Annotated in this window: 11 protein-coding genes; 6 read left to right on the forward strand and 5 right to left on the reverse strand. The window is 34.9% G+C overall.

Annotation, left to right across the window (positions count from 1 at the left end):
- Nucleotides 1–408 precede the first annotated feature (408 nt).
- Nucleotides 409–2,526 carry a glycoside hydrolase domain-containing protein gene (locus ABM34_RS11995; RefSeq protein WP_064505421.1) on the forward strand — a complete coding sequence of 706 codons (2,118 nt, stop codon included), beginning with the start codon at nt 409–411 and terminating at the stop codon, nt 2,524–2,526.
- Between the two features lie 617 nt (nt 2,527–3,143).
- Here ABM34_RS11995 and ABM34_RS12000 read toward each other — a convergent pair.
- Nucleotides 3,144–3,785 (reverse strand): hypothetical protein, encoded by a 642-nt coding sequence (locus tag ABM34_RS12000; protein WP_048706041.1) that lies wholly within the window; start codon nt 3,783–3,785, stop codon nt 3,144–3,146.
- A 422-nt stretch (nt 3,786–4,207) separates the two neighbouring features.
- The gene (locus ABM34_RS12005; RefSeq protein ID WP_048706043.1) at nt 4,208–4,822 is read right to left on the reverse strand and encodes a hypothetical protein; all 615 of its coding nucleotides are present in this window, start codon (nt 4,820–4,822) and stop codon (nt 4,208–4,210) included.
- Between the two features lie 279 nt (nt 4,823–5,101).
- Here ABM34_RS12005 and ABM34_RS12010 point away from each other — a divergent pair, with 279 nt between their 5' ends.
- Nucleotides 5,102–5,665, forward strand: a complete 564-nt coding sequence (locus tag ABM34_RS12010; protein ID WP_048706045.1) for an IS3 family transposase — start codon at nt 5,102–5,104, stop codon at nt 5,663–5,665.
- A gap of 313 nt (nt 5,666–5,978) precedes the next feature.
- On the opposite strand, the gene ABM34_RS12015 is transcribed toward ABM34_RS12010, so the two are convergent.
- Genes ABM34_RS12015 through ABM34_RS12025 form a run of 3 tightly spaced genes read right to left on the reverse strand, consistent with a single transcriptional unit; the run spans nt 5,979 to nt 8,554 of the window.
- A complete protein-coding gene (locus ABM34_RS12015) occupies nt 5,979–6,617 on the reverse strand; it encodes a copper homeostasis protein CutC (protein ID WP_048706046.1) in 639 nt (212 codons plus the stop codon).
- A gap of 54 nt (nt 6,618–6,671) precedes the next feature.
- On the reverse strand, nt 6,672–7,508 hold the full coding sequence (locus ABM34_RS12020; RefSeq protein ID WP_048706047.1) for an undecaprenyl-diphosphate phosphatase: 837 nt from the start codon (nt 7,506–7,508) through the stop codon (nt 6,672–6,674).
- A gap of 26 nt (nt 7,509–7,534) precedes the next feature.
- On the reverse strand, nt 7,535–8,554 hold the full coding sequence (locus tag ABM34_RS12025) for a lactonase family protein (protein ID WP_048706049.1): 1,020 nt from the start codon (nt 8,552–8,554) through the stop codon (nt 7,535–7,537).
- A 70-nt stretch (nt 8,555–8,624) separates the two neighbouring features.
- On the opposite strand from ABM34_RS12025, the gene ABM34_RS12030 reads away from it, so the two are divergent.
- The 4 genes from ABM34_RS12030 to ABM34_RS12045 all read left to right on the forward strand — a co-directional run bounded on the left by ABM34_RS12030 (nt 8,625) and on the right by ABM34_RS12045 (nt 13,507).
- Entirely contained in the window at nt 8,625–9,851 is a 1,227-nt protein-coding gene (locus ABM34_RS12030; RefSeq protein ID WP_048706050.1) for an AI-2E family transporter, read from the forward strand.
- Nucleotides 9,852–10,030: 179 nt separating this feature from the next.
- Nucleotides 10,031–10,540, forward strand: a complete 510-nt coding sequence (gene trmL / locus ABM34_RS12035; RefSeq protein ID WP_048706052.1) for a tRNA (uridine(34)/cytosine(34)/5-carboxymethylaminomethyluridine(34)-2'-O)-methyltransferase TrmL — start codon at nt 10,031–10,033, stop codon at nt 10,538–10,540.
- 9 nt (nt 10,541–10,549) lie between these two features.
- Nucleotides 10,550–10,999, forward strand: coding sequence for a DUF1149 family protein (locus ABM34_RS12040; RefSeq protein WP_048706054.1), 450 nt, complete (start codon nt 10,550–10,552; stop codon nt 10,997–10,999).
- Nucleotides 11,000–11,077: 78 nt separating this feature from the next.
- Nucleotides 11,078–13,507 (forward strand): DNA translocase FtsK, encoded by a 2,430-nt coding sequence (locus ABM34_RS12045; protein ID WP_053084474.1) that lies wholly within the window; start codon nt 11,078–11,080, stop codon nt 13,505–13,507.
- The last annotated feature ends 1 nt before the right edge of the window (nt 13,508 follow it).

The following is a 13,508-nucleotide window of genomic DNA, read 5'->3' on the forward strand; positions in this document are numbered from 1 at the left end:
TTCAATAAAAGTCAATTTCTAATATGAAATAACTAATCGTTGCAAAGTCAATGATTTACTATTTAGTTAATCAATTCTGTGTTGCAATATTATTAACTGTTCTTCAATTGAACCTGTATATATTAACTAGGGTATGAAACCTAATCAATTGTCTGAATCAGATCATAGAATCTGAGATGTTGAGTATAAGTAAATATATCTCGGTAATTTTTTTCTTTCAACTAATTAGCAATTGATATTTTTTTATCTGCCTGAACAGGATGATGTTTTACTAATGGAATTGAAACACTTTATCTATATCGGTTTAATAATCATTTTATATTTAATATCATCAAATAACTTGTTATATTGCTGGAATTGTTTGATTCGGACGACTATGTTTATTGAAAATACATCGGAGGCATTATCATGGATGAATGGGTTCTTAAAACTCAAAAATGGGTCAATAGTAAATATTCTAATGTATCAGGGTATACTAAGTGCCCTGAAAATGGCAAAACAGGATGGAGTACCATTTATTCTCTGAGAGAGGGTTTGCAACATGAATTGGGAATCTCACCAGTATCTTCCGGGTATGGGAAAACAACTGAAGCCGCTGTTTCCACCATCCTAAGTAGTTTAGTAGTTGGTTATCATAATAATATTGTGAAATTAATACAAGGTGCGTTTTGGTGTAAGGGTATTAATCCATACGCCTTTGATGGTCAATTTTCTGAAGACACATGCAGAGCGATTAAGTCTCTGCAGAAGAATGCTGGTGTTACTAGTAATGGAGTTATGACTGGTGATTTGATGAAGGCATTATTTGATATGAGTGCTTTTGTACTCGTTCCAGGAGGTTCATCGAAAATCCGTTCTATGCAACAATATTTAAATGGATCATATAATCAGTATTTTGGTATTTTACCTTGTGATGGTATTTATCAAAGAGATACAAATACAGCATTAATATATGCTCTTCAAGCGGTTGAGGGAATGGATCCTTCAACGGCGAATGGGTTCTACGGTCCTGGGACCATCAATAAAACCCCAACCTTGCGTAGTGGTGATTCTGGCCCAGCGGTTAGAATATTGCAATATGGTTTATTAGTAAATGAAGAGTACGGTGGTCCATTTGATGGTGTGTTTTCTGCTTCTGTAACAAGTGGAGTTATTTCTTTCCGTAAGTTTATGAAACTACCACCATATAATGATATTGCCGACCTGACAGTAATAAAGGGGTTGTTGACCAGTAACGGTAATACAAATAGAGATTCCATTGCATGCGATACATCAACACAATTGAATTCAAGGCAAATTGAACTTCTTAAGAAATATGGATTTTACGTTGTCGGAAGATATTTGACAGGAACTGTTGGTGTTGGACCACAACGGAGAGATAAACATTTAACAAATTCAGAAATAAGCTTGATTAATAAGGCAGGACTTAGTATCTTTCCAATTTATCAAGATGGTGGCTGGGATCAAGATTACTTTACTTCAAAACAAGGAGTTAAAGATGCTAGACTAGCCAGAAGTGCTGCATTAAAGTTAGGCTTCCCAACTGGTTCTACTATTTATTTTGCTGTCGATGTTGATGTTGAAGGAGGAAATATTCAAGGGACTGTAATTCCATATATTAGATCAGTTAGTAATAATTTGTATGATTTTAAGGTTGGAATATACGGGACTAGAAATGTGTGCAGTCAAGTATTGAAGGCAGGATATGCAAAATCATGTTTTGTTTCTGATATGTCCACCGGATACTCGGGTAATCTTGGATTTAGAATGCCAGATAAGTGGTCGTTTGATCAGTTTATTGAATACTCTATTGGTGATTTGCCAATAGACCAAGTAGCATCGTCAGGAAGGGATGACGGTGTGAGGAAATTTCAACATATTTCAATACCAACTAACAATGCAGTTAAAGAATTATTGGGTGATATTAAGTTTAGTTGGGAAAAGAAAATACACCTTGCAGATTACGGCTGGCTTTCAATGGAGTTTTTGGCGACTAAACAGATCAATTTGAACAGTGGCAATCACGGTGTAATATCTATAAAGAATGGGAAAATTTCATTATCGGCACTAAGTAGTTGGTTTTCAGGGCATTACGGAACATCCGAGTCGTTTGGTAAACTGGTTTTTGACCAGATTGATAAGGTTAAGTTTATTTCGAAAATTAAAAATGGGGCACTTGAAATTTCGTCAACATTAAAATCGAACTTTGAGTATGCTGTAGAATTAACATTCACTGTTTTTGAATTAATGAAGGGGCCGATTGATGATGCATTTTCGTTGACACTTCAAGCAACGATTAAACCCAAGGAAATTCCCGGATTACTGGAAGAAGTTGTTCAAGAATTAAATGATAGCTTTTTAGGCAAATATGGGACGCCAGTAGCTGGGGGATTGGTAGTGGTTGCTGTAGTAATCATAGCTGCTCCTGGAGTTGAGTTGGCTGGACTTGCTGGTATGGTATTGGAATTTGCAGATGCAATGATTACCTTTATTTCATCAGCAATCACTACACTAGGGTTTGCTTGAAAAAGCGAAGATTTAGAAGTAGTAAATTTTAATAAGAACCCAGACTGAAGGTATTGTCACTATTGTGATTCGACTCTTAAGTTTGTGGGATAAGTTTTCAAAATTAAACCAATCCTTACTGGAGCTAATTTTATGCACTGGATGGTCGAAAAGATTCCGGTATTCTCCCGGTGTCTTTCCGACCAATTTTTGTTTTTATTAGTTGTTATGATCATACACATACTCTTCAAGTTATGAAGTGAATTAATCCATCTGATCCAAAAGTATCATGTACATATTTATACTGGCAAAGTGTTGTGGGCCCCATTATCCCATATGTTTTTATTATTTGTTTTATATCTTTAGAGAAGATAGAGGGGGCCAAAGTATTTCTTCATGGGGATAAGACTAATGTGAAAAAAATCCACACCATTTCTGATGTGGATAATGATCTAATTAGTCTCATCAATACGCATTGACATAAAGACGAAGCCAAATATTTTACAATTCGATTTGTCGCAGGGCCGGTTTAGGTCATAATATTCATCTGAACTCAGTACTAATATTTGATTGTTTAATAATACATTGTTTTCGGGAAATATATGAAATCTATAATATTTATATACAGTAGGGAAAGTTTATCCATTTTTTATAATTATTGTATCATGTCCGATTAGTTTCTTTAATTCCATTGCAGTCGCGGCAATTCCGGTGTTATGTTCGTTTTTTTCAACTACTAATATGCGGTATTTTTCATAAAAAAAACGTTCTTGATTAGATGATGGTCCCACTATAATAAAGTATTTGCTTGAGTCAATTATAAATCGGAACTTTGGCTGTTTGGGATTTTTTAACCAATAGTATTTTGATTTGTTCTTTATTTGTTCTTGTATTGAAGAAATGAATTGTGATAGCTTTTCATCAGTTGAGTTAGGTTTTGAAAAAATTTGTTCCAATAGTATTGATGGTTCTTCGATGAATATTACACTCATTCCATTTGAGTGATGTTTTACAAATCTCTTTTGCAAAGAATATAACATTAAGAAAATTCCAAAGGTAAACATAACTGAGATGAGTATTTCATGTAGTATAAATTGTCCCCACTTTTCATTATTCTTTAGAATTTTATGTATATCAATGTATGCTACAAACATTAGGTCTAGAAACCAGATGATCTGCAGTACCTGAATTCTATGTGTTAATCCAGACAGTATCTTTTTTGATCTTATTAATTTGAATATATCATCGCAATCTTGTTTCGTAAGGTTGTTTATGAACATGGGACCTCACCTTTCAAATTTGTGTATTCCTAATTGTCTCACAGAAATTTGTCGAGTGTTACATTGAATCTGATATAAATCAATAAAAAAAAAGTATTGAAATGGCCCACGAGAATCATTGACCATCTCGAAAAGAAATTCATGATTCCCTCTGATTTCTGTGTATTATCTAGTTGATAAAGTTTATTTATTTTTTGGGTAATACATACCCTTAATTGAATTTTGGGCGTATTAACAGTGAAATTTATGATTTGAAGATGCACTCAAGAATCGACTCATGTTGAGATCGTGTTAGACGTGGTTAATATTAAAAAAAAGCTCAACGAGTAAACAAATGGTTCGACAAGCCTCAGCGTCAGACTATCTTGATAAATTACGGTGATTTACAAATTAATTGTGTGTTGGAACCCAGTGATGGTGGTTTATTCCTTACTGACATTTCCAATCCATTTATAATGCTTAAAATCAGACTTTTTAGAATGTCCTACAACATTTTTTTTATATTTTATCGTAGCATATAACCCTTTTCGAAGTTCGTTTCCAGAAACCATCCTTGAATCCATTATTCCAGAATATGCACAATTTTGTGCTGAATCAATAGTAGATTTTTTTTGGTTTTCGTTATTATCAAAAAATTCGTTATTTACTTTTATCTCTATTTTGTTATTACTCAAGTACTCAATCGAGTGAATTTTATCAGAGTATTTATATCCTATGTTTGGATCTCCGTTGCTTAAATGTTTTTTATCATCTGCTAAAGACTCCGCAATTGCAATGTTGATTTTCCTTATTTTTTCTTCACTGATATTAGACCCAAGTTTCTTTTGTCTGTGTTGCTTTCCTTTCGATACACTTTTTGTGATAGCTTCAGGGTTTGTAACGTCATACATAATTATTGTCCCAGATGTTAGGAGGAGAATAATACTTAATACCGTTGCATACTTAACTAATTTTTGAGTGTCGTTATGTCTAATTTTTAACCAAAGTGAAATTAAAGCTATTAATAAAGCAATTATCAGTAATATTAAAACGATCATGGTAACCTCTCTGAAAATGTATTTGTATCTATGTACATCGTACAAAAGAGGTTGCATCAAATCCATATGGATTTGATATAATAAATCATTATTTATATAGTAAAAACCACAGATGTTTAAAATGTTTTTAAAGTGCTCGGATCAAAGAAATGGAACACGAGAACTTATTATTGCGGAGAAAAATCGATGTTCTAAAAAAACTCAAAAATTGAAGAACTCACAAATAAAGAGCTCTCACATATTATTCTCCAACTCAAAAAGAAATACCGGTTAGTCGATATGATTGAGGCGTTGCCAATTGCATTAACCATTTTTGAATACTGGCAGAAGACTCTTAATTCAACTAATCATGAATACGCATTAATTGGTATTATTAAATATATATTCAAAAAGAATAATGGTAACTATGGTGTTGAGAGAGTATCTCCTAAAGTTCGAAGTATCTGTAAGAAACTTGGAATCAAGGTGCCAAATCATAAAAAAATTCAACGGCTTATGTTTGAAAATAATATCAAGTGTACCAAGTTCTCAAAGAGAACCAGCAAGTATGATTCTTCTAAAGGTCCGACTGGTAAAAAAGCCAAATATATTCTTAGAAGAAGAAATAATTCTAATCGTCCTTACCAAAAGATGACCTGTGATGTTACAGAATTAAAAGTTAAAAACTGCGATAAGGTTTATATAGAAGTAATCAAAGATATATTTACAAAACGTGTCCTGAAATTTGAACTCAGCTATCATCTTGACCTTGAATTCTCATTGGCACCACTTAAGCGATTAGTTAAAATCTTGCCAGAAACAGGATGTAGGATCCTGCTACATTCAGATCAAGGCTGGCAATAACAATATCGTAAATACCGACAACAATTGAAAAATGGGAAAATAAAACAAAGTATGTCACACAGGAGAACGTGTTTGGATAATGCGGCTTGTGAGACAATCTTTAATAAGATAAAGGCTGAATGGACCCATCCAGCAGCTACGAGACAGGTAAGGAACTTATGGCTACAACAAAAGACTGGGTTAAATACCGAAGAAATAAAAAAAAATTAGGTTACCTTTCACCACTCAAATTCGAGCAGCTTCAGGTAGCCTAAATAAAAGTTCTAACTTTTTGGGTAGACGTCATTTTCCGGGTGATTTTTATTGAAAGAATTTATACTAAATCGATTAATTTTGTGCCATGTAATGCATTCACGCCAAGTTCTTTGGCAATTGAGTCGGCATTTTCAAATGAGATCCCGCCACCGGGCAAAATTTGAATTTTTCCATTAGCATAGTCAGAATATTTTTTGATGTTAGGCAAAGTTTGTTCGATTGGAGTTTCAAGACTGCCACCATGAGTTAGGATTCGGTCAACATCATGATCAATCAACCAATCGATGGAATCTTGTTTGGCGTCATCGCGAATTTCGTCAAAAGCCATGTGGAAGACAACCTGCATACCTGCAGAAGCGCCAATCATCATTTCTAAGGCGTCTTCATCAAGTTCACCCTCACTTGTTAGTGCACCAAATGCGACAGCATCTATCCCTAATTTTTGAGCTTGAAAAATATCTGTTTCCATCATTTTCAATTCAATATCGTTATAGACAAAATTGCCGCCACGAGGACGAATCATTTCGACCAAGGGAATTGATTTTTCTTGGAGATATTTACTAGTTTCTTGAAGAACTCCCAAACTAGGAGTTGTTCCACCGACTGCCAAGTTGTCGTTTAATTCGATTCTGTTGGCACCGGCAAGAACAGCGTGGGGAATATTAGTAAAATTTTCGACTGCAATTTCTTTATACATAAGTACATCCTCCTAAAAATTCATACAAAAAGGACGTCAATCGACGTCCTACTTTTATGCTTGTTTCATAAAACCAAAGTAAATAATAACGATAATAGCTAAAATTATACGATACCAACCAAATGCCTTGAAGTCATTCTTCTTAATATAATTAAGTAAGAACTTGATTGATGCATAAGCAACAAGGAAGGATACGAATGTACCAACAAGTAGAATAATTGTTTGATCGCCGGTGAAGGTGTTACCTTTTGCAAAATATTTACCGATCTTCAACAGACTAGCACCAAACATTGTTGGGATTGCCAAGAAGAATGAGAATTCAGTGGCAACGAATCTTGATGTACCAATTGAGATACCACCTAAGATAGTAGCACCTGAACGTGATGTACCAGGAACTAGTGATAGGACTTGGAATAAACCAATTCCTAGGGCAGTCTTATATGAAAGTGAATCTAAATCAGTATATTGTGGCGTTTTGTTTTTAAAGTAATTTTCAACAACGATGAATAAAATACCATAAATCAATAAGGTTGCTGAGATAACTTGCCAACTTGTTAGATGGGCATCCATCCAATCATTTAATGGCAAACCAATAATAACTGAGGGAAGGATGGCAACTAAAACTTTTAGCCAAATTTTCCAAGTGTTATTCTTTTCAACTTTATTTTTCTTTGGTGAAAAGGGATTTAATTTGTGGAAATAAATCAAGATAACTGCCAAAATGGCACCAAATTGGATAACCACCATGAACATGTGGATAAATGCTTGAGATTCATTTAATTTTACGAATTCATCAGCTAAATACAAGTGTCCAGTTGAACTGATTGGTAGGAATTCTGTAAAACCTTCAATGATTCCCAAAATAATAGTTTTTATTATTTCAATGAACATATTCTTTCTCCTAAATTAATCTGAAACTAGATAAAGTGTACACATACACACTCAGGAATTCCAATATTATCTTTAACAACTGACAAAAGTCCTTTGTTGGGATTACGTTTGAAAAGAGTTAGGTTGTCTGAATCTTGGTTGGCTGCTAGGACAAATTTCTCTGATGGATCTAATTCAAAGTCACGTGGACCATTACCATTTGTCTTCGCAGAACCAAGTGTCTTCAAACGGTCACCAGTTTCATTTATCTCAAAGGCAGCAATTGTATCAGCACCACGAGTTGAGACGTATAAATACTTGCCATCATTAGTAATTCTAATAGCAGCAGTAGTGTTCTTCTGTTCATCTTTTGCGACGGTGGCTTCATCAACCAAAGTCAAACGAGTGTCATCAGCATCATATTTAAGTACCAATACTTTTGATGAGAGTTCACATGCGACGTAAATATATGGCTTAGTAGGGTGAAAGACAAGATGTCTAGGTGCATACCCAGCTGGAGCAATATAATTATTCAATAGCTTTGGGTCAGTTGGATCGTCAATGTCATAAATCGAAATCCTATCAGTACCATAGTCACAAATAATTAACTTTCCATCGGGCGTAACCACACTGTAGTGTGGCTTAGATTGATCTTGCTCAGCTCGAGGACCAGTACCTTCAAAATTAATTGTTGAAAGTAACTCAAGTTTATTGTCATCAGTAATTTGATGAATAGTTACTTTGCTTAAATGAAAATATGCACTGAAAACTAAATTTCTACTTTGGTCAATTTTTACAAACGATGGAGAATTTGTTTCAGAAACATCTTCATCTAAAAATTTGGGTTGATCACCGCTAATATCATAGAGCGCAATACCACCACCGCCTGCAGTTTTCTTGATTGCAACCAATTTCAAATCATTGGTAACATCAATATAAGTTGGACCGTTTGATTCAATGTAAACTTCAGGTTCAGTTAATTCACCAGTTTCGGTGTCTAACTGTGATTTGTAAATACCTTTTCCGGTTTTTCTAGTGTAGCCACTTAGTAGAACATTTTCTAACATCAAATTACCTCCAAACGTGTATAGTATACAGTATAATGGTAAATGCAAAATAATTATATGGGAGTCTCAAATGAAAGAATCAAGAAAAGAAAAAAGTTGGTTTTACCGTTGGTTTTTGAATAGCCAAGCAAGCATTCTTTTGTTCAACATCTTGATAGTATTTTTGATTATTTTCTTGTTTTCAAAAATCAGTTTTGTTTTTCAACCAGTCGGACAAATATTAGGTATCACGATGCCACCAGTAATTCTGGCTCTTATTTTATATTATTTAATTAATCCACTGATTAATGTTTTGGAAAGAAAATTTCATGTAAATCGAATTTTATCCATAACAGTCGTTTTCATAATCATTGCGGCATTATTAGTCTGGGGAATTATGTCATTAATTCCTTTGGTGCAAAGTCAGATTACCTCACTAATTAAAAATTGGCCTAGTTATTGGGACTCGTTGAATAAGGCAATTCAAAACTTGTTCTCAGACCCCAAGATGCACGTTTTCAGAGATAGATTGATGTCTGCAGATGACAGCATCAGTAAAAATCTCGAAAAATCATTGGATCAAATCGTTCCACAAACTTTCAACAATATTGGTTCAGCTGTTGGAATTGTGACTAATGTTGTTATGATCCTGCTTACAGCGCCCTTTATTCTGTTCTTTATGTTGAAAGATGATAAGAAGTTTAAAGAATCAATTGTTAAATTTGTTCCGAATAGAATTAAGAAATCAACTGGCGACATGCTTTCAGAAATCAGTCAATCATTGAGTTCGTACATCACAGGACAATTGACTGTAGCATTTTGGGTTGCAGTTATGTTCTTTGTTGGATATCTAATTATCGGACAGCGTTATGCTTTGGTTCTTGGTATTGTTGCTGGTATCCTAAACTTAATCCCATATGTTGGATCAACGTTAGCGTTATTACCATCATTAGTTATTGCATTTTTTATCGCTCCATCGATGGTGTTGAAAGTTATCATCGTCTTCTTAGTTGAACAGACGATTGAGACACGTGTAATCTCACCAATTATTGTTGGTAACAAGATGCAAATGCACCCTGTAACAACAATTCTGGTCTTGTTAGTTTCAGCGGGAATGTACGGGCTAATTGGTATGATTGCCGGAATTCCAATTTTTGCTATTTTGAAAATTATTTGTACGCGTATTTTCAGATGGTTTAAGCGAAATTCAAATTGGTATTCGGATGATGATTTGGAGACGGATGAGGCAACAAATGCTGTTCCGACACCAGAACCAGTAACAAACGTTGAAAAAGATTCCGACAAAAATCACAAATAATTCATTTTTCTATTGAACGGGCGTAATTCATAGTTTATAATACTTTTAGACTTTTTCATTACGTGTTTTTATCAGAAGCGATTTTGATAAAAGCATGTAAATAGATGAGTTCATAACGCACGCCCTTGCTGTGGTAGTCACCGAGGGGATGCGTTTTTTTATTATCAAAGGAGAAATTTATGACAAATCACATTGCGTTGTTTGAACCATTAATGCCTGCTAATACAGGTAATATCGCTAGAACTTGTGCTGGTACAAATACCAAGTTACATTTGATTAGACCATTAGGTTTTAGTACCGACGATGCTCATATGAAAAGAGCAGGGTTGGATTACTGGGATAAAGTCGATATTACTTATCATGATGATTTGGATGACTTTTTGAACAGTATTCCAGATGACCAATATTTATATTTGATTACTAAATTCTCCGACAAGGTTTATAGTGACCAAGACTTTTCAGATACATCCAAGGATCACTACTTCTTATTTGGAAAAGAGACTACTGGTTTGCCTGAAAAATTCATGCGTGAGAATCCTGAGAAATGTCTTAGAATTCCTATGAGTGATAATATTCGTGCGCTAAACCTTGCTAACACAGCTGCTTTGGTAATTTATGAAGCAGTTCGTCAACAAAACTTTGCCGGATTAGAACTAACACATCACTATGTACACGATAAATTAGACTAAGGAAAAATTATGAAAACAAATAAAGGACCAATTTCAGTTCAACAATATCATTACGACATTGCCGATCCTGACGAAGAAGTTAAATCAGAGATTCAAATTGCTTTGGAGCATCCTGAACTTCATGACGAAGACGGTAAAAAAGTCGAAGAAACTGACGGAAGAATTTATCAAGTTGTCGTGCCTTTTGATATCCATCCTGGAAACTCACCATTCAAGATTTCAGGAATGATCACACAAATTGTTCAACTTATGGATTTCCACGGTCACCGTGAAGATTTAACTAGCAAAGAAGTTCAACAAATCTCGCGTGAAGCAATTGAGTATATTGAGACTATTACGTATCAAGTTACTGCAATTACATTGAATCATGGAGTATCTTTGGACTTTTCTGCAGCAGATAGTTTGGAACCAAATCAACACGTTAAAGACTTGCAAGAAAAGAAAAATAAGAAAGATTAAAAAAACGCAGAAATGCGCTTTTTTTGTACCAAGAAACTGTATAATTTTTTAAGGTGAAATGTTTAGTGTGAGGTATTTATGGCTAGAAGAAAGTCCGCAAGGACGCCTAGAAAGAGTCCCAGAAAAAATACAAAAAAAAATAACGTTGATAATATTAGATTAATTAAATCTGTAATAGGTCTAGCATTGATTATTTTCTCAGTGCTAGGTTTATTTCAGTTGGGTATTGTTGGAAAATTTTACGATAATATTTATCGAATTTTTGTTGGTGACAGTTATTTATTCATGCTGCTCGTCAGCATTTTCGCTGGTGCATTTTTAATTGCTACTGGTAAGCTTCCAAAGATGAATCCGAAACGAAATTTTGGGTTTGTTTTCACATACATGGGCGCGTTAGTTATGTTGCATAAATTAATGTTCACAAAATTATCCTTGTATCACAATTACAATTTGATAACTTGGAATACGTTAACCGCTGATATGTCGAGTAATTCGGTTGCTCATTCAGTTGGTGGTGGAATGATTGGATCTTATTTGTACAGCATCTTTATGCCACTTTTCTCAAATTTAGGAACGGTTTTAATTGCCGCCTTACTCGTGGTTGTCGGAATTTTGATGTTGTTCAATGTAACTATGAAACAAGTTTCAAATGTTACTAAGGAAACGATGAAACACTGTCGCAATGGCTTGGTTAGTATCAAAGATGCCTTTTCAGGAAAATATGACAATTATGTTGATAATAAAGAAACTGTAAAAGCAAAAAAAGCTGCAGAACCTGAAAAAACTGTTGAACGTGAAGATGACAAGTATCAAGACGTTAATAGTTTTGCTAAAAAGAAGAAAAGTAAGACTGCTGAGCCTGATTATGATCCGATCCCACGGGACGAGGATACAGGCTTCCATATTGATATGCCAAGTAATCCAGCGCCAACACAAGCACCAGAAAAACCATCAGAACCAAAAGGTAAGATTGTTTCAAAACCATATGGAATTGATGGGTCAACGGATAAGGATTTGCCAACGCCACGTTCAGCTACAGAACACAACAATGTTTCAGATGACGACTACAAATTGCCCTCAACTGATTTATTGAAACAAATTCCTCATGTTGATCAAAGTGGTGAAGTTCGTTTGATTGATGACAACAAGGACAAGCTTAAACGGACATTCAAGAGTTTCGGTGTTGATGTTGATGTTAAGAAAGCTAGTCTTGGACCAACTATTACCAAATACGAAGTTCAACCTGCTATTGGTGTCAAAGTTAGCAAAATCGTTAACTTGGCTGACGATTTAGCCTTGGCCTTAGCTGCTAAGGATATCCGTATTGAGGCTCCAATTCCTGGTAAATCATTCGTTGGTATTGAAGTTCCCAATCAAACTATTTCTTCAGTTTCATTTAGAGAAATTACTGAAAATCAAAAAGATAAAACTAGTCCGCTAGTTGTTCCACTTGGAAAAGAAGTTTCTGGAAATATTATTGAAGCTGACATTACCAAGATGCCCCATTTACTAATTGCTGGTTCAACAGGTAGTGGTAAATCTGTTGCCATTAACACGATTATTACGGGTATTTTAATGAAAGCTAAGCCAAATGAAGTTAAGCTAATTTTGATTGACCCTAAGATGGTTGAGTTGAATGTCTATAATGGTATTCCCCACTTGCTTATTCCTGTTGTCACTGATGCAAGAAGGGCAGCTGGTGCATTGCAAAAAGCTGTTACTGAGATGGAAAGAAGATATAAACTTTTTGCGGAAACTAATCACCGTAATATTGGTGAGTATAACGATGAAGTCGATGAATACAACAAAACAGCTCCAGATGACAAAAAGATGGAACGTCTGCCATTTATTGTGGTTATTGTCGATGAGCTTTCTGACTTGATGATGGTTGCAGGACATGAAGTTGAAGCTGCTATTGTTCGTTTAGCTCAGATGGCACGTGCCGCGGGATTGCATATTATTATCGCAACACAACGTCCATCTGTTGATGTTATTACTGGTTTGATTAAAGCTAATATTCCATCAAGAATTGCTTTTGCTGTTTCCAGTGGTGTCGATTCGCGTACTATTTTAGATTCCGTTGGAGCCGAAAAGTTACTTGGACGTGGTGATATGCTATTCCAACCAATTGGTAAGAGCAAACCTGTACGTCTTCAAGGTGCTTACATTTCAGAGGAAGAAGTGGAAAATGTCGTTAAGTATGTCAGTTCTCAACAACAGGCTGAATACAACGAAGACATGATTCCGACAGATGTTTCTGAAGACGGTGGATCAGGTGATGAAGAAAAGCCTAACGATGAATATTGGGATGATGCAGTTGATTTAATTGTCAACCAACAGTCAGCCAGTGTATCGATGCTACAAAGAAGATTTTCAATTGGTTATAATAGAGCTGCAAGAATTGTCGACCAGATGGAAGAAAAAGGTATTGTAGGTCCTCCAGAAGGTAGTAAACCGAGAAAAGTTCTACTAACTCCTGAACAACTGGAGACAATTCGGAAAAAATAGG

Origin of the sequence: Companilactobacillus ginsenosidimutans, assembly GCF_001050475.1 — a bacterium.
Taxonomy (GTDB): domain Bacteria; phylum Bacillota; class Bacilli; order Lactobacillales; family Lactobacillaceae; genus Companilactobacillus; species Companilactobacillus ginsenosidimutans.